Annotated in this window: 17 protein-coding genes; 8 read left to right on the top strand and 9 right to left on the bottom strand. The window is 63.1% G+C overall.

The annotated features are described in order from the left end of the window. Positions 1–23 precede the first annotated feature (23 nt). Positions 24–224, top strand: a complete 201-nt coding sequence (locus F561_RS0112340) for a hypothetical protein (protein WP_019010280.1) — start codon at positions 24–26, stop codon at positions 222–224. Positions 225–291: 67 nt separating this feature from the next. Here the strand turns inward: F561_RS0112340 and F561_RS0112335 are convergent, their stop codons facing one another. After that, a complete protein-coding gene (locus F561_RS0112335; protein WP_019010279.1) occupies positions 292–1,245 on the bottom strand; it encodes an aldose 1-epimerase in 954 nt (317 codons plus the stop codon). Continuing rightward, complete coding sequence (gene rlmB, locus F561_RS0112330) at positions 1,242–1,964, bottom strand: 23S rRNA (guanosine(2251)-2'-O)-methyltransferase RlmB (RefSeq protein WP_019010278.1); 723 nt, start codon at positions 1,962–1,964, stop codon at positions 1,242–1,244. The genes F561_RS0112335 and rlmB overlap by 4 nt, the downstream gene beginning before the upstream one ends. Before the next feature lie 194 nt (positions 1,965–2,158). Between rlmB and F561_RS0112325 the strand changes: the two genes are divergently transcribed. Both F561_RS0112325 and tmk read left to right on the top strand, forming a co-directional pair. Beyond that, positions 2,159–2,962 (top strand): Nif3-like dinuclear metal center hexameric protein, encoded by an 804-nt coding sequence (locus F561_RS0112325; RefSeq protein ID WP_019010277.1) that lies wholly within the window; start codon positions 2,159–2,161, stop codon positions 2,960–2,962. Then, the gene (gene tmk / locus F561_RS0112320) at positions 2,959–3,618 is read left to right on the top strand and encodes a dTMP kinase (protein ID WP_019010276.1); all 660 of its coding nucleotides are present in this window, start codon (positions 2,959–2,961) and stop codon (positions 3,616–3,618) included. The genes F561_RS0112325 and tmk overlap by 4 nt, the downstream gene beginning before the upstream one ends. 41 nt (positions 3,619–3,659) lie before the next feature. Here the strand turns inward: tmk and F561_RS0112315 are convergent, their stop codons facing one another. From F561_RS0112315 to F561_RS0112285, 7 genes are all read right to left on the bottom strand, one after another. Next, a complete protein-coding gene (locus F561_RS0112315; protein ID WP_026298857.1) occupies positions 3,660–4,514 on the bottom strand; it encodes a glutaminyl-peptide cyclotransferase in 855 nt (284 codons plus the stop codon). A gap of 328 nt (positions 4,515–4,842) precedes the next feature. Next, positions 4,843–5,277 carry a nuclear transport factor 2 family protein gene (locus tag F561_RS0112310; protein WP_019010274.1) on the bottom strand — a complete coding sequence of 145 codons (435 nt, stop codon included), beginning with the start codon at positions 5,275–5,277 and terminating at the stop codon, positions 4,843–4,845. Positions 5,278–5,416: 139 nt separating this feature from the next. Next, complete coding sequence (queG, locus tag F561_RS0112305; protein WP_019010273.1) at positions 5,417–6,586, bottom strand: tRNA epoxyqueuosine(34) reductase QueG; 1,170 nt, start codon at positions 6,584–6,586, stop codon at positions 5,417–5,419. 91 nt (positions 6,587–6,677) lie between these two features. Next, complete coding sequence (locus F561_RS0112300) at positions 6,678–7,859, bottom strand: HD domain-containing phosphohydrolase (RefSeq protein WP_019010272.1); 1,182 nt, start codon at positions 7,857–7,859, stop codon at positions 6,678–6,680. A 276-nt stretch (positions 7,860–8,135) separates the two neighbouring features. Then, positions 8,136–9,413, bottom strand: a complete 1,278-nt coding sequence (gene glyA, locus F561_RS0112295; protein ID WP_019010271.1) for a serine hydroxymethyltransferase — start codon at positions 9,411–9,413, stop codon at positions 8,136–8,138. 118 nt (positions 9,414–9,531) lie between these two features. Then, a complete protein-coding gene (locus F561_RS27230) occupies positions 9,532–11,991 on the bottom strand; it encodes a putative bifunctional diguanylate cyclase/phosphodiesterase (protein WP_019010270.1) in 2,460 nt (819 codons plus the stop codon). 127 nt (positions 11,992–12,118) lie between these two features. Continuing rightward, a complete protein-coding gene (locus F561_RS0112285; RefSeq protein WP_019010269.1) occupies positions 12,119–13,585 on the bottom strand; it encodes a potassium/proton antiporter in 1,467 nt (488 codons plus the stop codon). A 346-nt stretch (positions 13,586–13,931) separates the two neighbouring features. On the opposite strand from F561_RS0112285, the gene pheS reads away from it, so the two are divergent. From pheS to F561_RS0112260, 5 genes are read left to right on the top strand one after another with little or no spacing between them, the layout of a single operon-like run. Further along, a complete protein-coding gene (pheS, locus tag F561_RS0112280) occupies positions 13,932–14,966 on the top strand; it encodes a phenylalanine--tRNA ligase subunit alpha (RefSeq protein ID WP_019010268.1) in 1,035 nt (344 codons plus the stop codon). Further along, entirely contained in the window at positions 14,963–15,313 is a 351-nt protein-coding gene (locus F561_RS29510; RefSeq protein ID WP_019010267.1) for a hypothetical protein, read from the top strand. The genes pheS and F561_RS29510 overlap by 4 nt, the downstream gene beginning before the upstream one ends. Beyond that, positions 15,294–15,800, top strand: coding sequence for an NUDIX hydrolase (locus F561_RS0112270; RefSeq protein ID WP_245556509.1), 507 nt, complete (start codon positions 15,294–15,296; stop codon positions 15,798–15,800). Before F561_RS29510 ends, F561_RS0112270 begins: the two co-directional genes overlap by 20 nt. Before the next feature lie 9 nt (positions 15,801–15,809). Beyond that, on the top strand, positions 15,810–16,259 hold the full coding sequence (locus F561_RS0112265; RefSeq protein ID WP_157451827.1) for a hypothetical protein: 450 nt from the start codon (positions 15,810–15,812) through the stop codon (positions 16,257–16,259). Beyond that, positions 16,256–18,727, top strand: a complete 2,472-nt coding sequence (locus F561_RS0112260; RefSeq protein ID WP_019010264.1) for a phenylalanine--tRNA ligase subunit beta — start codon at positions 16,256–16,258, stop codon at positions 18,725–18,727. The genes F561_RS0112265 and F561_RS0112260 overlap by 4 nt, the downstream gene beginning before the upstream one ends. Positions 18,728–18,780 lie beyond the last annotated feature (53 nt).

The following is an 18,780-nucleotide window of genomic DNA, read 5'->3' as shown; positions in this document are numbered from 1 at the left end:
TGCGTCCAGCGCACAATAAAAGGATGTCACGCGCCTTTGTCAAAGAAGACAGCGGAGAACGCTGGACGCCTCCGGCTGCACCTGCCCAGTACCGACTTGTGTTGCCCACTGATGATGGACCCGAAGTGCTACGCGAAACCGATGATCTGCTGACGGCCCTGCAGCGCCTTCAAACTGGCCTAGAAGTCAGAGACCGTGCGGGCGTGCTGATCGCCAGAGGGTAACTGGAGTGTCCGGTTTTGTGGGCTTTGGACCTTTCCACTTCCTACTGACCACTCACGCTTTATCCCTTTACCACTCGCCTTCCACCGTTACCCGCACCGCTCCCGCCAGACTTTGCCCCGGCAGGAGCGTTTTCATGTCGGTGCCGCCGATGCCCTGCGCGGCCAGATTGAAGGCGTCGGTGGCGTGAGAAACGGGTTCCAGGGCAAGGCTGCCATCGGGGGCTGTAAACACGACCAGATGCGAGAAAACGTTGTCGGCGGTGAGGATCAGGGCGCGGTGGGGAACAGTCTGGTCTGAGCCCGTGTGCGGCTGCCAATCCAGACGGGCGATTCCGTCCCAGGAGGTGTACACGCGGTCTATGGTCTGCGGGCCGACCTCGTGGGGCACGCGGAAATCCTCGGCAGGGTGCAGGGGCCTCGCGCCTCCTGAGGGCAACTGGCGCTCACCTGTGTCGTAGGTCAGGGCGGCGTCAAAACTCAGCAGCGGGTCGGTGCCGTCTTGCAGGCGGGCAAAGTAGGGGTGCAGGCCCAGACCCGCAGGCATCTCGGCAGCGGGCATGGGGCGCGAATCGAGGTTGGTGAGGGTCACGCTGATGTCCAGATGCGGGCCATGCAGGCGGTATTCCACGCGCCCAGCAAAGGCCCAGGGCCAGTTCAGGTCGGATACGTCGCGGCTGTCGAAGTCGCAGATCAGGTGCGAATCGCTGGCCCGCGTGACCGTCCACGGGCGGTTTCTCACGTCGCCGTGTTGCGCGAGGCCGTCTTTGGTATTGGGCCTGAGCTGCACGGTCTGGCCCTGCCATTCAAACCGGGCGTCGCGGATGCGGTTGCTGTAGGGCAACAGCGTAAAGCAGGCGCACTGGCTGCTGGTCTGCACGTTCTCCAGCGCTACTGGTCGCATGACCGGGCGGCCCGATGCAGCCCGCAGATTCAGGATGCTGGCCCCCATTTCGGGCAGGATTTCCAGCGTCAGGGCGGGGCTGGAAATGGTTTCCACCTGCCACGGGGCAGGAGCCGTCACCGCCCACTTCCCCCACGGTTCTTGGTGGCCTCATACAGCAAAATGCCCGCCGCCACCGATGCATTCAGGCTCTGCACGCGCCCGCTGGTCGGAATCTTGACCAATACGTCGCACTTTTCGCGCACGAGGCGGCGCAGGCCCTCGCCCTCGGCCCCGATGACCAGCGCCAGTTTGCCCGAAAAATCGGTGCGGCCTATGTCCTGCGCGGCCTCACCCGCTGCGCCGTACACCCACACGTTGTCTTCCTTCAGGGCGTCTATAAAGCGCGGCAGGTTCTTGGTCTGGGCCACGGGCAGGTAAGCCACCGCCCCCGCCGCTGTTTTGGCGACCACCGGCGACAGCGGAGCGCTGCGGCGTTCCTCGACCACCACGCCGTGTGCGCCCAGCACCTCTGCCGAACGGATGATGGCCCCAAAGTTGCGCGGGTCGGTGATGCCGTCCAGCAGCACGATCAGCAGCGGTTCGCCCCGCGCTTCGGCCCGCTCGAAAATATCGTCCACGCTGGCCCACTTCAGGTCTTCGACCTCAGCCACCACGCCCTGATGCTGGGTCGTGCCCACCATCTGATCCATCTCTATGCGCGAGGTAAAGCGCACCAGTACATCCAGTTCCTTGAGTTCCCTGATAAACGATTCTTCCACGCCCCGCGCCACCAGTACCTCGGCAACGCGCCCATCTGCGATGGCTTCCAACACCGGATTCCGCCCGTACAGCAACATAGGACTAGTTTAGGGCACGCGGCGGGAAGGGCTGAGTTGGCGTGTAAAGCCCAGTCGGCTTCCCTAAAGGAAAGCGCAAACGCACTTGTCCTCCCCTCAAGGGGGGGCGTTGCACAGCAACGGGGGGTTCACCTTCCACGCCAATTTGCCCCATTGCCCCCTTTGTCCCGCTCACCCCAGCCTAGAATGGCCGCATGACCGATCTTTCTTCTTCTGCCGCGCCCGCCGTTCCTGTACGCGGCGAAGTGCCCCGTGACGTGCTGGTGCGCTGGCTGAACGAATACCTGCAAGTGGGCGTGCTGCCCGACCCCAGCATGAACGGGCTGCAAATCGAGGGCACCGACATGATCCGGCGCGTGGCGGCCAGTGTGGATACCAGCGCCCGCTCATTGCAGGAAGCCGCCGACAGCGGTGCAGACCTGTTGCTGGTGCATCACGGGCTGTTCTGGGGCCAGCCCCTGCCGATTACCGGGCCACACCGCCTGCGCGTGCGTACCGCGCTGATGGCTGACCTGAACCTGTATGCCGCCCATATTCCGCTGGACGCCCACCCCGAAGTGGGCAACAACGCGATGATGGCCCGCGCCCTGACCCTACAAAACACGGAGCCTTTTGGAGACTGGCAGGGCCACAAGATCGGGCTGGCGGGCGAATTGCCGTTCGTGCAGAGCCTTCAGGATTTTGCTGACCGGGTACAGAAGCTGACCGGAGAAATCTGCCTCGTGCACGGCGGCGGCATTCCGCACGTTCACCGCCTCGGCATCGTCAGTGGCAGCGGCGCGGGCGCAGTGGCCGAAGCCGCCGCGACGGGCCTCGATACCCTCCTGACCGGAGAACCCGAACACAAGCACTTTCACGACGCCTTTGAATACGGCGTGAACGTGGTCTACGCCGGACATTACGAAACAGAAGTCTTTGGCGTGCGTGCGCTGGCGGCCCGCCTGGAGGATGAATTCGGCCTGCCCTGGCAATTCCTGCACCTCCCCACCGGTCTGTGAAGGAGGCTGGGAGCCGGGGCCTGTTCATCACCTTCGAGGGGCCGGAAGGTGCGGGCAAAACCACTCAGATTGCGCGGTTGGTGGAGCAGCTGTCGGGTGCGGGCGTGGCGCATGTCGTGACCCGCGAACCGGGCGGCACGCCGCTGGGCACGCGGGTTCGGCAGGTGGTGCTGCTGGAGCCTGATCTACAGGTAGACCCCCTGCCCGAATTTCTGCTGTATTCGGCCAGCCGCGCCCAACTGGTGGGGCAGGTCATCCGGCCTGCGCTGGAACGCGGCGAGGTGGTCGTCTGTGACCGCTACGCCGATTCCAGCCTCGCTTATCAGGGGGCGGGGCGTGGGTTGGATGCGGGCCTGCTGACCCAGATCACGCAGGCGGCCACGGGCGGCCTCAAACCCGATCTGACGTTGCTGCTTGACCTTGATCCCGCCGTGGGGCTGGCCCGCGCCGCCACTCGCGGCGAACCTGACCGCCTGGAACGTGCCGATCTGGGCTTCCACCTGCGGGTACGCAGCGGCTTTCTGGCCCTGGCCCAGCAGGAGTCTCATAGATTTCACGTGCTGGACGCCACAGCCTCAGCCGATGAGCTGGCAGAGCAGGTGTGGAACGTGGTTGCTGAGCAATTGAGGACCAAAGCTCAGGCACAGAGCATCTGAGCTTTGGTCCTTCGTTGGGCGGCTCATGTCCCCGTCGATTCTCAGCGCCTGACCTGTCCCCGGCCAGTCACGCCCGTTTCTATTTTCAGTCCCGGCAGTTTCACTTCAAAGATGTTGGGCCACCTCTTGCCTGTCAGCAGCAACGTGCCGCGTTCCGGAACAAAGGCAATGCCGTTGGGTACGTCGTCAAAGGTCAGGGGTCTTCCGGCGCGGGTGGCGGTGGTACTGGCCTCGCGGGTCAGGCTGGACACGTCGATCCAGGCCGTCACCTTGCCCGTGGCCGGGTCGATCTTGGCGATTCGGTCGGTCAGCCAGACGTTGGCATACACGCTGCCCTGAACGTATTCCAGCTCGTTCAGGTTTCGTACCGGCTGGCCCTGATCGGTCACGGTCACGGTGCGGCGCACGGCGAAGGTTTTGGGATCGCGCCACACCAGCGCCGCGCTGCCGTTGCTCATGATCAGCTGTTTGCCGTCGTTGGTCAGGCCCCAGCCCTCGCCTGTATAGCGGTAACGGCCCATTTCGCGCAGGGTCACGGCGTCAAAGGCAAAGGCCACGCCATCTTGCCAAGTCAGGTGATAGGCGATACCGCCCAGCACGGTTGCCCCCTCGCCAAAAGCCTGTGCCAGAGGCGTACTGACGCTGGTCTGCACGCGTCCCGTTTTCAATTCCGTTCGCCTGACACCGGACTCCCCCACGAGACCCGTGCTTTCCAGCACCACGCCTCCGCCCAGGTACTGCAAACCCTCGGTAAAGGCGCTGCGGTCATGTGGAAAACGGGCGGTCACGAGCGGGGTCAGCACAGGAGTTCGGGCGAGAGTGGTCATGGGTGCGGCGGCAGTCGGGGCAGCAAGACTGGTCAGGCAAAGCACGGAAAGGAAGAGGCGGAAGCGCACGCCTCTATCGTAGGGTGCAGCGGGCCTTCTCCGGGCCGGTTGTCCACTTTATACGGACTTTAGATAGCGAATTTCAGGCAGATCGCAATTCATCAATGAATCAAGCGACAGGTGAAAGAAGCGCACTGTTGTAGGAATGGAACCTTATCCTGATGTTTGATCACAAACGACGGGGTTCAGGACGCTGCACCTCTGGTATTGGTCAGAAAGAGAACATTCTCTGAACGAGCAGGACAGGAAATAGAGGCATGAGAGTGCATTTTTTCTGATGCTGCCGTTCAGAGAAGTGCTCCAAATACCGGAATTGAGCGGGGCGGAGACCGGGCAACTACTCGGAGCGCACCTCGGCCATACCCGTATTAACGAAGGCAGCCGAATCATAGTAGGTACGGAAGGCGCTGACCTTGCCTGCATCAATCTCGATGATGCTGACGCCCTGATAGGCCAGACCTGCGCCGCCCTTCAGTTGTCCGGTGGCTTCCCACTCCATGACGCCTGTACCGCTGGCTTCCAGGTGGTGCGTGAATTCGCTGCGGATGGAGTCGAAGTTGGACAGGTAAGCCGTCCAGAATTCGCGTGCACCGTCCTGGCCGGTCCACGTCTGAGTGGTCAGATTCTTCAGGCTGGATTCCTCAGCAAAAAGAGCCACCAGGGGTTCTACATCCCCCGTCTGTTCGGTGGTCTGGAGAGCCTGCATAAACTGTTCGGTCAGGTTGCTGGCTTCGGTGGAGGTCTGGTTCTGGGTGGGTTCTGCTTGGGTCATGCCCTACCCCAACACGCCCGCGCAGGCCAAAGCGTAGGACATCCCCCAGAATGGAGAAGCCCTAAAGTGTCGCTCAACTCTGGCTGAAGTGCGGCTCCGGGTTCTGAGCCATGAGCCATAAACTTCAGAAACGGCGGGATCAACTTTTTTGATTCTGTGTGCCTCCCTCAAACAAGGCCAGAGCCTGAGCCGCCGTCGCCCGCACCGTTTCATGTGGGTCGGCCAGCATCGGAGAGAGAAGGTCAGATTCTGTCCACTGTCCCAGCGCCCAGGCTGCGGCCTCCCGCACTTCCCACACCGGATCCTGGCTTCCGGCCAGCAGCAGTGGGCGGGCCTGTTCGCGGCCCTCATGATCGGCGGGCAGGTTGCCCAGAACGGTCAGGGCGTTGCGGGCCATTCCTTTGCGCCGGGGACGCAGCAGGGCAGTTCCGGCCCATTCGCGCTCGAATTGCCGTTCACTGACACCAAAAAATCGGCTGAGGTCAGGATAGGCCAGCCGCGCCTGTGGCTCCAGCAACCGGGCCAGTGGGCCAGCTTTGGCGCTCCAGGGACAGACTTCGCTGCATATGTCGCAGCCCAGCAGCCAGTCTCCTACGCCTGCCCGCCATTCGTGCGGCAGTGGCCCCCGGTGTTCTATGGTCAGGTAGGACACGCAGCGCCGGGCATCGATGGTGCGGTCGTTGCCAATAGCTGCTGTGGGGCAGGCCGAAATACAGCGGGTGCAGCGGCCACAGCGGTCAGGGTGCGCCGCAGGTTCGGCCTCCCAGGGCAGGTCGGTCAGCAGCACGGCCAGCGTCACGAAGGCCCCCAGACGCGTGCTGACCGTCATGCCCGATTTGCCGCGCCAGCCCAGAAAAGCGCCCGCTGCAAACAGCCGTTCCATGATGGGACCGTGATCCACGTAACCCCGCGCCCGCACACCCAGCCGAGCCGCCTCCTGTTCCAGACGGGTCAACAGGGGCTGCAACTGGTCGTGGTAATCGGGTGTCCAGGCGTAGCGGGCCACCCGCCCGAGCCGCACGCCGTCACCCGGCACAGGCGGCGGCGCGAAGGCGTGCGAGACTCCCAGCACCAGCACACTGCCCACGCCTTCCAAGCGGCTGGCGGGGTCGGCTCGGGCGGGCAACTGCCGCTCCAGATACCCCATTCCGGCGTGCCTGCCTGCATCCAGCCATCCGGCATATTCAGCCACCGCCGCCGCCGGAACCCGCGCTGCCGTCCAGCCCACCGCGTCGGCCCCCAGCGCAGAGGCGAGGTCAGCCAGAGTTTCGGCAGCAGCAGAAGTGGGGTGGGCAGGCTCGGGCAACATCGGCCCAGAGTATGCCCCCGAGAACACACAGAGATTGGGAGGTCGGTGGGAGAGAGGTTGAGTTTTCTGGCGGAGGTGCTGCGCTCCAGCCCTACCCCACGGCCCCCAACTCCGCCTGATCTTCGTCCAATGCGGCCAGCAGCGCATCGACTATCGCTGCGTCGAAGTGGCTGCCGCGAGCATTGAGCAGGTGGGCAGCGGCTTCGGCGTGACTCCAGGCACGTTTGTAGGGGCGGGTACTCGTCAGGGCGTCATATACGTCACAGACGGCAAAAATGCGGGCGGGCAGGGGAATGTTCTCGCCGCTCAGTCCGTACGGATAGCCGCTGCCGTCCCAACATTCGTGGTGGGCCATGATCACGTCGTGGGCGCTGCGGGGCAGAAAGCTGAGTTGCTGGGCCAGTGCCGCGCCGTGCAGGACGTGCTGCTGCATCTGGGCGCGGGCTTCTGCGTCCAGTGCGCCGGGATGGTGCAAAATCACGTCCGGAATTGCCATTTTGCCGATGTCGTGAAGGTAGGCTCCCCAGCGAAGGTCACGGAGTTCCTGTACGCCCAGGCCGAGGCGTCGGCCCAGCCGTCCTGCCAGTTCGGTGACGCGGTCGGTGTGGCCCTGCGTTTCGGCGTCCCGCGTTTCCAGCATCAGCCCCAGCGCACGCAGGGCACTCTCGTGGGCCGCCTGTTCCCGTTCTTCGGCGTCCAGCCGGGCGGCCAGCAGCGCCACCAGTCCCATGATCGTCCCCAGAGTCTGGCATTCGTAGGGTGTCCACACATGCGGCTCGAACACGTGAGAGAGCAGTGCCCCCACCAGTACGCCCGCCCGGTTGCGAATGGGCGCGGCGGTCAGGGCAAACACCCCCAGGTCTGGAAAGCCTGCCGACTGGGGTTGCAGACGCGTATCGTCAAAAAAGAGCGGCCCAGTGGCAGTCTCCAGCGCCTGCACGAGCGGCAGGTGGTGAGGCAAACCGTGGGCCAGGAGGGCGTCCATCGCTGGCCCCTGCGGCATCACACCACTGGCGGCGCGGGCATGGTAGGTCAGCGTGGCGTCGCGCAACTGAAAGTATCCGGCCCCCACTGCCGAGGTGCGCTCGACCAGCACGTTCAGCACCGGACTCATGGCGCTGCCCAGATCGGGGGCGGTCAGGCCCAACTGCGTGAGGTGCAGGGTCAGGTCGCCCAGACTCAGCAGCGGCTGGGGCAGAGGGGCGGCAGGGACCAGCAACGGAGCAGGCTGGTCGCCGGAAGAGACATCGGAAGGAGAAAGAGCGCCAGTCATACACTCAATCTAGCCCAAGCCTTATGACGAAATCCTCACGAAGATGATTCACAACAGGCAATAGTTAATAGCTCTTGTGAACAGATGGTTTTAAAACGCCCAAGCTATAGTGTACTCGTCATTTTTTATAGATTATTCAGGTCAGAACAGTTAAATCCGATTCAAAAGAGTCCTGAGTCTTCTGGTGTTGGAGGCGCGGCCAATCCAGCAATACACAACAGCAGAGGCGGGCCTTCATCCTGCGCCCGCCTCTGTCTGACCTGATGCTGCTTTTGCTCAGGGCAGCGGGAAGCCGCCTGCGAAGGCGTGGACTTCGGCCTTCACGTCTTCACCCTTCAGGGCGCGGTCGATCAGTCCGGCGATGGTGTCCATGTCGGCCTCGTTCATGCCGCGTGTGGTCACGGCGGGCGTGCCCAGGCGAATGCCGCCGCCATGCAGGATCTTCTCGGAGTCGTAGGGCAGGGTGGATTTGCTGATGGTGATGTGGTTGGCGTCCAGCAGCTTGGTGGCTTTGGTCCCGTTCAGGCCGTTGGGGCGAATATCGAGCACCAGCAGGTGGTTGTCGGTGCCGCCCGAAACCACGCGGTACCCCAGATTCTGAAACGCTCTGGCGAGGGCCTGCGCGTTCTTGACGATCTGTGCGGCGTAGGTCTTGAATTCGGGTTGCAGGGCTTCACGGAAAGCCACTGCTTTGGCGGCGATTACGTGTTCCAGTGGCCCACCCTGATAGCCGGGAAAGACGGCACGGTCGATCTTCGCGCCCAGTTCGGGGTCGTTGCTGAGAATCACGCCGCCGCGTGGCCCACGCAGGGTTTTGTGCGTGGTGCTGGCAACCACGTGGGCATGAGGCAGGGCGTTGGGATGCACGCCCGCCGCGATCAGTCCGGCAATGTGCGCCACGTCGGCAAACAGGATCGCGCCCACTTCATCGGCAATGACCCGGAAGGCCGCAAAGTCAATGATCCGGCTGTAGGCGCTGGCCCCCGCAATGATCATTTTGGGCTGGTGTTCGTGTGCGAGACGGCGCACCTCCTCCATGTCGATCAGTTCGGTTTCGGGATTGACCTTGTAGCCCACGATCTTGTAGCGCAGTCCGCTGAAGTTCACGGGGTTGCCGTGCGTCAGGTGGCCGCCGTGCGACAGGTCCATGCCCAGCACCGTGTCGCCGGGTTCGATCAGGGCGTTGTAGATGGCGAGATTGGCGCTGCTGCCCGAATGCGGCTGCACATTGGCCCAGGCCGCCCCAAACAGTTCTTTGACACGCTCGATGGCCAACCGCTCCACCTGATCGACGACCTCACAGCCGCCGTACCAGCGTTTGCCGGGATAGCCTTCGGCGTATTTGTTGGTCAGCACGCTGCCCTGCGCGGCCCGGACAGCGGCGCTGGCAAAGTTTTCAGAGGCGATCAGCTCTATGCCCACGCGCTGGCGCTCGCCTTCCTGCGCGATCAGGTCAAAAATGGCCGAATCGTGTGCGCTGACATCGGCGGCGCTGAGATCGGGGGAAGCTGCCGCGTCATGCACGGCGGAGGCAGTCGGTTCGGCAGTCGTCATACAGGTACGGTAACACCGCAGCGGCCAGACGTTGGGGAGTTGTCTCCGCAGCTTGGACGCAATTTAAGCCAGATTGGACTGGAGAAGGCCACCTGACTGGCGCGTTTCTACAGCGCTTCTACCCCAATTTTCCCCAACGACTGTCTGGAAGCAGGGGCAGGAATTCTGACGAGGTGGGCTGGACGCTGCTCAGGGCCGGAATCTTTTCGGGCGGCACGGCGCGGCCCACCAGATAGCCCTGGATAGCGTCGCAGCCCAGGACCCATACGGCGCGGGCCTGGGCTGGGGTTTCTACCCCTTCGGCCACCACGCGCAGGCCCAGCGCCGTGCCCAGGGCCACCACCGCCTGAACGACTTTGTACGCCGCTGCCTGACTGTACAGGCCATCTTGCAACTCCAGACCCAGTTCTGAAACGAAGGCGCGGTCGATCTTGAGGGTCGTGATCGGCAGGCGCATCAGGGCGGCCAACGAGGAGTGCCCCACACCGAAGTCGTCGATAGCCACGTCTACGCCCAACGCCAGCAAGGCCCGCAGGGTTTCTCTGGCCTGATCCTCGTCGGCGATCAGCAGGCGCTCGGTGACTTCCAGTTCCAGCGCCTCGCCGGGCAGGGTGTAGCGGGTCAGCATGGCCTGAAATCGGGGCAAAAAATCTGGACGCATCAGGTGGGGTGGGTCGATGTTGATGGCGACGCGCCGCTCAGGGAAGGTCTGCCGCCACTCGGCCACCTGGCGGCAGGCCTCTTCTACAACCCAGTTGCCGATATCGATCATCAGGCCAGCAGCTTCGGCCACCGGAATAAATTCGGAGGGAGAAACGCTTCCCAGCTCGGCGTCGTCCCAGCGCAGCAGGGCTTCAAAACGCTGGATATTCCCGCCCCGCTCCTGCTGAGGCTGATAGAACAGCCGGAATTCTTCCCGCTCCAGCGCCCCACGCAGCCGCGTTTCCAGCAACACCTGCCGCGCCGCAAGGTGGTCATGTCGTCCGGGTGAATAGAGACGAACTGCGTTTTTACCGCTGCGCTTGGCCGCGTACATCGCCAGATCAGCGCGTCTCAGCAGGGTTTCTGCATCGGGTGCATCTGGCCCCGACAGCACGCCGCCCAGACAGGCCGTGACATGCAGCGTCTGCCCGGCCAACATCACGGGGTCGCCCAGAGCCGAGAGCAGGCGTGCGCCCAATTGGTGCAGCTGTTCGCTGGTGGCAGGCGCACTCAGTACCAGAAACTCATCACCGCCAAAGCGGATGCAATGTGTCCCGGCTCCTGCTGCCAGTTGCAGCCGCCCGGCCACCTCCCTCAGAAACTGGTCGCCCATGCGGTGGCCCAGGGCGTCGTTCACGAACTTGAAGTCATCCAGATCTATAAACAACACGCCGACCGGTGCGCCCAGTGCCAGTAATTGCGGCAGCAGCACATCGAACTGGGCGCGGTTGCCCAGTCCGGTCAGGGGGTCGTGGTGCGCCTGATGGTGCAGCAGCGAGCGGCTCTCTTCCAGCCTGGTCTGATGACTCTCCAAGTCACGCAGCGCCAGCGTTTGGCGGGCCGCCACCAACAGGGCCACCACAAAGGTTGCGACCAGAACGCCCTGAGCCTGAGGCGAACGCAATTCATGCAGGGTCAGCAGCAGCGCGAAACTGCTGCCCAGCGCGGCGTACGGGGCGACTAGGGTTCGCAGACCCATGTGTGAGGAGGCAACAGGGGCACTGGGGGGAGCGACCCTGAGCAACGCCGCACTGGGCAACGACGCAACGCGGGCAGCGTCGGGGTTGGCGCGGGTCTCTCGGCTGGCCTGCCCCGCTGCCTGCACTGCCGCGCCCGCAAACAGCAGCGTTGCCAACGGCCAGAGGGTATCGGGCCACTGCTGCCCGGTATAGGCGTTCCTGAGGGTCAGAAAGCTGAAGCCCAGATCGGCGGCGATAAAGCAGCCCATGCCCAGTGCCAGCGTCCAACTCCAATTGGCCTGGCCCCAGCCTGGTCGGGCCTGGTCTGGGGTCGAAGGTAGAGCCGCGCCGCGCCATGCCCGCGCCAGGAGCAGCGTCAGCAGCAGCAGGTCAGAGAGCGGATAGGCCGCCGTGATGATATTGGAGAACAGCGGATTGTTTGGATTCAGCAGTTGTGCGGCCAGCAGGAAATACCACAGGTACGCCCCCACGCTGACCACCAGCGCGGCCACATCCAGCCAGGCCGCCCGCCCCACCAGTGAGGGCTGCCGACGCTCTAGTACCAGGAAGGCCAGCAAAAAGCAGACGGGCAAGGCCAGAAAGAAGGGGTCGGCTGCCGATACAGCGCCGGAAAATACCTCCAGCGAAGCAAAGACGATCTGCCCGATGCCCCAGAACAGTGTTCCCAGCGCCAGGAGCCGCCATACACCCGGCTGGGCGGTGCACTGGGCCACCCGCCATATGATGACCGCTGCCCCTAGAACTGCTGGAACATAGAGAAATCCATTGAGCATGGCCGAGATTTCAGGCAGATTCCACAACCCCAGAACCCGGCTCAGCTGAATGAAGTAAATCACTACAACTGTTCCCAATCCCCATTTGATCTGTTGTGAGAGGGGAGGAGACACAGGATGCATACCCGTGCACTGTAAGGAGCGACGCCTCCCGGCCTTCTTACAATGAGGAAGATGTATTGACGCCGCTTGAGATCATGAAGATCCAGCTCCATCAAGACAGAGCTTCATGAAGTTACACAGGTCTGTCTCAGACCGGCTTGTGCCCCAGTCGCCGCTGCACCTCTTTCAGGTCTTCGCCGCCTGCCAGCACCAGCACGCTGTCTCCAGCCTCCAGCTCTGTGGCTCCCTTGGGGATCAGGAATTCTCCGGCGCGGTGAATCAGGATCACGAGGGCGTCGGGCGGCAGGTGCAGCTCCACGATTCTGGTGCCATCGGCGTCACTGCCGCGCAACACGTCCACCTCGACCATCTCGTTTTTGTTGTGCCCGGTGGGGGTATAGGTAATCGGGTAATCGGTTCGGACGGGCAGGGCCTCGCGTACGCCCAGCGCACGGGCCACCAGCGTCAGCGTGGTGCCTTGCAGCAGCACGCTGGTCAGCACGATAAAAAACACCACATTGAACAGAATCTGCGCCTGTGGCACGCCTGCCAGCAGCGGAAAGGTTGCCAGCACGATGGGCACGGCCCCGCGCAGGCCCACCCACGCCACCATGCTTTTTTCGTTGAGGGGCATCTTGGCCCGTGAGAGGCTGAGGTACACGCTGACGGGCCGTGCCACGAAGACCAGAAACAGCGAGCAGGCCAGCGCCAGACCTGCGGTGGGCCACAGCTCGCTCGGGTTGACCAACAGGCCCAGGCTCAGGAACATCCCGACCTGCATCAGCCACGCCAGCCCGTCGTGGAAGTTGATCAGGCTGCGCTTGTGGATAAATTCAGCGTTGCCCAGAATGACGCCCGCGATGTAGATCGCCAGAAAGCCGCTGCCGCCCGCCAAGGCTGTGGCACTGAAAATGGTGAGGGCCAGCGCGATGGTCAGTACCGAATACAGCCCCTCGAACTGGAGCTGCACGCGGTTGATGATCCACAGCGCGGCGCGGCCTAAGCCGTAGCCCAGCACGCCGCCGATGATCATCTGCTTTAAAAACAGCGGCACGATGCCCAGCACGCCCAGTTCGGGTTCCGCGATCAGTTCCAGCAGGCCGATGGTTAAAAACACGGCCATCGGATCGTTGCCGCCCGATTCGAATTCCAGCAGCGGGGCCACGTCGCCCTTGAGGCCCAGCGCCCGTTCCTTGAGGACGCTGAACACGGCGCTGGCATCGGTGCTGCTGACCACCGCGCCCAGCAGCCACGCCACCAGCCACGGAAAGCCGAACACGTAATGCGAGAACACCGCCATCAGGCCCGCCGTGACCAGCACGCCGAGAGTAGCGAGACTCAGCCCGCGCCGCACCACCGGCTTGGTCAGCGCCCAGTTGGTGTCCAGCCCGCCCTGAAACAGGATGAAGGCCAGCGCCACCACGCCAAAAATCTGTGCCGTGCGGTAATCGTGAAACTGGATGCCCAGCCCGTCCGACCCGGCCAGCATGCCCACGCCCAGAAACAGCAGCAGCCCCGGAATGCCCAGACGCCCCCCGATGCGGCTCAGCAGCAGGCTTGCCAGCAGCAAGACGCCCGCTGCCAGCAGAAAAACCTCGGCGTGGGCCTCACCCATACAGGCCATACCCGGGCAGGCCGCCGCCCGCAGCACGATTTCCGGCGTGCAGAGAAGCGGGAGACTGGGCTTGGTCGGCGGCTGCTCGGCGGGTCAGGTTCATGCTTCATGGTGGCATACGTGCTTTACGGAAAAAGCAGGCACACTGGGCAACTTGTGGGAAGGGGCAGACAACTTGACCCGGCCCCCCGCGCCCGCTACCCTGAACCTATGACCTCCCGCCCCGGTACACTTTCGCCGTTTATTTGGTGCGGGAAGACGCTGACCTGAGCTTCTCGGTCACGCGCCTCGTCCCGCCGCACTCTGACGCGGCGGGTTTTTTTTGTTGTTTGTCCAAGGAGTTCCTATGACCGATCAGTCCCTTCAAGACCAAGCCCTGCAAGCCATTGCCGCCGCCCCCGACCTGGACGCCCTGCAAGCCGTGAAAACGCGCTATGTGGGCAAAAGCGGCCTCGTGACCAAAGAACTGGGCACGCTGGGCAAGTTGCCGCCCGAGGAACGCAAGGCACGCGGCGCAGAAATCAACGCGGTGCGCGGCGCGATAGAAGCCGCCCTGACGGAGCGCGAGGCGCTGCTGAAACAGGCCGCACTGGACGCCAAATTAGCCAGCGAAGCCATCGACGTGACGCTGCCGGGGCTGCCCCTGCCAGCGGGCGGCCTGCATCCCATCAACCGTGTGTACGACGACCTGACCGCCATCTACGAGCGCATGGGCTACGCGGTCATAGAAGGCCCGGAAGTGGAAGACGAGCACCACAACTTCGAGGCCCTGAACGTGCCTTGGTATCACCCCGCCCGCGACCTGCAAGACACCTTCTGGCTGGAAGATGGCCGCCTGCTGCGGACGCACACCAGCCCCATGCAGATTCGCTACATGGTGAACCACGAACCCGCCCTCAAGGTGGTCGTGCGCGGCAAGGTCTACCGCTACGAGGCCACCGACGCCACCCACGAGGCCATGTTTCACCAACTGGAGGGGCTGGTGGTCGGTGACGGCATCTCCATGACCGACCTGAAGGGCACGATTGCGGAAATGGCGCGTGGACTGTACGGCCCCACCGCCAGGGTGCGCTTTCAGCCCAGCTATTACCCCTTCGTGGAACCCGGCGCAGACTTTGCCGTGTGGTGGGAAAACCCACGTGGCGAGAGCAAATGGCTGGAGCTGGGCGGCTGCGGCATGATTCACCCCAACGTCTTCAAGGCCGTGGACGACCTGCGTGAAGCCGAGGGCCGGGAGCGCGTGTACGAGGGCAAAACCGGATTCGCCTTCGGGCTGGGGCCAGAGCGGATTGCCATGCTGAAATACGGCATCCCCGATATTCGCTACTTCTACGCCAACGACCCGAAAGTGATCGGCCAGTTTCGGGGTGAATTGGGGTGAATTTTGAGCAGATGTACGCCGCCCATCGTTGGAAGCCCATCATCAACTGTTCAGGGCGTTTCGTTTTGCAGGGTAACGAAGCAACAATGCAGCCCACAACATTGGCGCAGGGACTCCTAGAACATGAATTCCGTTCTGAAAGTACCCAAGACTTGGTGATAGTGGTGATCTTCTCGGACGGCGGTCTGATTTCTTACCGCAAAGCAGAAGGGAAATTTGTACACACCTTGAACACTTCGGCAGGCTTCCGACGCAAGCTAGTTGATTTAGGACTCTACGATGAGGTTATCCACAGTGCCAGTAAGAGCCGCATCGAAACCGAACTTATTGACCCAACCTTTGCCTGAAGCCTTCGCCACTCCCTGCGTCGGGGCCATCATTTGCGGTCAGAAAGACGGTCAGGACGCCTTGCTGATTCAGGTTCGCCAGAAGCAGGGCGGCGGAATTGAGAACGGAATGCTGGAAGTGGCGGCAGGCAAGGTGCGCGAGTACGAAAATGTGTTCGATGCGCTGCGCCGGGAAGTACGCGAAGAAACCGGCCTCCGCCTGAGCCGCATTCAGGGTGAAGAATCCCTCCGCATCCGCACCGTCAACGGCTATGAAGTCATGAGCTTCACGCCTTTTCTCACCACTCAAAACCTTTCCGGCGGCTATTCCATCCTCCTGCAAACCTTCATCTGTGAAGCGGAAGGCAACTTGCTGGAAGAAACGAGTGAAACGACGAATATTCGCTGGATCACCTCTCAAGAGTGCCGCGAACTGCTCAGGCAAACGCCGGAAGCTTTCTACCCACTCCACATCAATGCTCTGAGTCTGTTTTTGGGTGTGGAATGAGAAGTCGCCTTGAATATTATGTCCAGTCTGTTTCATGATCTGGATGGTTTTTTACAGGCTAGTCAGTTCAAAGATGCATGGGCTGATGATGGGTGCGTGTATGCAAACAGATTGCTTTTTGACTTCTCTGACGAAGACTGGCAAAACCTGGCCGCTGTCATTGAAGGCCGGGGAGAACTCTGGAAACTCTCGCTTGCACAGGCTTTGTCTGGAATAACGACACATCAAGCTATTTCAAGCCTCATTTCTCTTCTGAGAGAGCTGGACGAAGACATATTTTACGAAGCGGCGTTGACTCTTGAAGAAAACATTCGTTCGGGCGCTGAAATCGTTATTCCGCCTTCAGAAATCCAAACATTGATTGAGCAGATGAAACTTCAGACAGGCAAAGAATTTTTAGGCGTTTGGAGCTTAGAAGCCCAGATGATGCGTCTGACAACGAAAAAAGGACACCCATGAAACTTCCCTACACCTGGCTCAAAGAACTTTTGCCCGACCTGCCCGCCGCCGCCGAACTGGAGCCGATTCTGGCTCAACTGGGCCTCCCGCTAGAAGGCATTGAAGACGTCCCCGCGCCCATTGAAGGCGTCGTGCTGGCCGCCGTGACCGAGGCCGCGCCCATAGAAGGCACGCAACTGACCCGGCTGGCGCTGGATGTCGGCCCACACGGAGCCAGAACCATTGCCAGCGGTGCGCCCAACGCGGTGGGCCTGCGGGCGGGCACGATGGTGGCCCTCGTGACCCCCGGAACCACGCTGGGCGGCATGGAATACGGCGTTCGGATGTTGCAGGGCGTGGAATCGTGGGGCATGGCCGCCAGCGCCAAAGAGCTGAATCTGGGTGAGGCGGCGGCAGGGCTGATGCTGTTTCCAGCAGGCACGGCGGCTCCCGGCACGCCCATGCACACCGTCTGGGCCGCCGACAGCGTACTGGACGTAGAAGTTACCCCCAACCGCGCCGACGTGCTGAGTGTCTTGGGATTGGCCCGCGATCTCGCCGCCTTCCTGAAACTGAAACTGGTGATGCCCGACGCTGGCCCGCAGCCTGCAAACTCTGGAAGCAAGGGGGAAGGAGAAATCCGCGTGTCGTTGCCGCCGCGTGGCCTGATCATCGAGCGCGATCCTTCCCGCAAATTGCGCTTCGGCTGCGACCATTTCGCCGCCCGTACCGTGTCGGACATCCAGAACGGCCCCAGCCCGCTGTGGATGCAGCGCCGCCTGACCCTGGCCGGAATGCGCCCGATTGACCTGATCGTAGATGCCAGCAATTACGTGATGCTGGAACTGGGCCAGCCCACGGCCCTCTATGACCGCCGCGACGTGACTGATGACCAGATCATCGTTTCCTTTGGGTTGCGGCAGGGCGAAACGGTGCGCGACCTGATGGGCGGTGAGCATCAGGCTGGCCCCGAAGACCTGCTGATTTTGGATGGCCGCCCCGTGCCGGTTTCCACGGTGGCCGAAGCCTTTGCCACGGCGGGCGAGGTCAAAGTGGGTCAGGGCGTGCTGGGCATCGCGGGCATCATGGGCGGCGAGCATGGGCGCGTGCGGGCCGATACCACGGACGTGGTGATCGAATCGGCGCACTTCGACCCCGTGTTGTTGCGGCGCACCAGCACCCGCCTCGGCCTGAACACCGACGCCGTGTACCGCTATGAGCGCGGCGTCGATCCGCTCTTGGCCCCACGCGGCGCGAACCGGGTCGCCGGACTGCTCGCGGCGGCGGGCGGCACGGTGCATCCCGGCCTGACCTTGGTGGGCACGCCCGAGGTTCCCGGCGTCATTCAGGCCACGGGCAGCCAGATTCGCGCCCTGCTGGGCATGGACATTCCCACGTCCGAAATGGAGGAAATCCTGACCCGGCTGGGCTGCACCGTCTCTGCCGAGGGCGACGCCCTGACCGTCACGCCTCCCTCATGGCGCATCGACATGGCGATCTGGCAGGATCTGGCCGAGGAAGTGGCCCGCCTGCACGGGTTCATTCATCTGCCCGAAACCCTGCCCACCCTGCGCGTTCATGCCAGCAACATCGGCGCAGAAAAAGAAGGCTTGGCCCGCGCTGGTCTGCGCCGCGCCCTGGCCGGACTGGGCGCACAGGAAGTCGTGACCTACACCTTCACCAGCGATGAGGAAGCCGCCAAAGCCCGCGCCGAGGTGCCGGGAGTGCGCCTGCGAAACCCGCTGACCGCAGACCGCACGGCCATGCGAACTGCGCTGTATCCGTCGCTGCTGAAGGCGGCGGGCGCACATGCCAAGGGCGAGCGCGTGCTGATCTTCGAGATCGGGCGGATTTTCCCGGCCAGCGGAGAAGCCGAGCGCGTGGGCCTGCTGATGCGCGGCGACCTCGCCCCCAAAACGCACCAGCCGCAGATTGCCGGGTCGTTCGGGGCCTTCAAGGGCCTGCTGGAAAGCCTCGCCGCCAGCCTCGGCGCGGGCGTGGAAGTGCGCCAGTTGCGCGGCGACGCGGTGCCCACGGCGCTGCATCCCGGCATCGCGGGAGAATTGGTCTGGAACGGGCAGAGCGTGGGCTGGATCGGGGCGCTGCATCCCGCCGTGGCCGCCGAATTCGGCCTGAAAGGGGAGACGTTCCTGCTGGAAGCCGCCCTGCCGCTGCCGGGTCGGGCGTGGGCCTTCCGCGACCCCAGCCGCGCCCCCGCCGCGTGGCGTGATCTGGCTGTTATTGCGCCCACTGCCGTCTCTTACGGCGAAATGGCTGCCCTGCTGAAGGCCGAAGCCGGAGCCTTGCTGGAAACTGTGGAACCCTTCGACGTGTACGTCGGTGCGCCCATTCCAGAAGGAGAGCGGAGCGTGGCCGTGCGCCTCGTGTTCCGGGGAGAAAAGACCCTCACCGACGCCGAAGTAGACCCGGTGATGGAACGCCTGATCGGAGCGATTCGGGCGCAGGGCTGGGGGATTCGGGACAAGTAAGCGTCTAGCAACTGAAGAAGAGAAGGGGCTGAAGCTGGATGCTTTGGCCCCTT

Source organism: Deinococcus aquatilis DSM 23025 (genome assembly GCF_000378445.1).
GTDB classification, from domain to species: Bacteria; Deinococcota; Deinococci; order Deinococcales; family Deinococcaceae; genus Deinococcus; species Deinococcus aquatilis.
This window is presented reverse-complemented; position numbering and strand designations above follow the sequence as displayed.

What these genes read in the sequence shown, in the direction of transcription:
- F561_RS0112340 (WP_019010280.1), top strand. Translation starts at nt 24, where the DNA reads ATGTCACGCGCCTTTGTCAAAGAAGACAGCGGAGAACGCTGGACGCCT.
- rlmB (WP_019010278.1), bottom strand. Translation starts at nt 1,964, where the DNA reads ATGTTGCTGTACGGGCGGAATCCGGTGTTGGAAGCCATCGCAGATGGG.
- F561_RS0112325 (WP_019010277.1), top strand. Translation starts at nt 2,159, where the DNA reads ATGACCGATCTTTCTTCTTCTGCCGCGCCCGCCGTTCCTGTACGCGGC.
- F561_RS0112310 (WP_019010274.1), bottom strand. Translation starts at nt 5,277, where the DNA reads ATGACCCAAGCAGAACCCACCCAGAACCAGACCTCCACCGAAGCCAGC.
- queG (WP_019010273.1), bottom strand. Translation starts at nt 6,586, where the DNA reads ATGTTGCCCGAGCCTGCCCACCCCACTTCTGCTGCTGCCGAAACTCTG.
- F561_RS0112300 (WP_019010272.1), bottom strand. Translation starts at nt 7,859, where the DNA reads ATGACTGGCGCTCTTTCTCCTTCCGATGTCTCTTCCGGCGACCAGCCT.
- glyA (WP_019010271.1), bottom strand. Translation starts at nt 9,413, where the DNA reads ATGACGACTGCCGAACCGACTGCCTCCGCCGTGCATGACGCGGCAGCT.
- F561_RS27230 (WP_019010270.1), bottom strand. Translation starts at nt 11,991, where the DNA reads ATGCATCCTGTGTCTCCTCCCCTCTCACAACAGATCAAATGGGGATTG.
- F561_RS0112285 (WP_019010269.1), bottom strand. Translation starts at nt 13,585, where the DNA reads ATGGGTGAGGCCCACGCCGAGGTTTTTCTGCTGGCAGCGGGCGTCTTG.
- pheS (WP_019010268.1), top strand. Translation starts at nt 13,932, where the DNA reads ATGACCGATCAGTCCCTTCAAGACCAAGCCCTGCAAGCCATTGCCGCC.
- F561_RS0112260 (WP_019010264.1), top strand. Translation starts at nt 16,256, where the DNA reads ATGAAACTTCCCTACACCTGGCTCAAAGAACTTTTGCCCGACCTGCCC.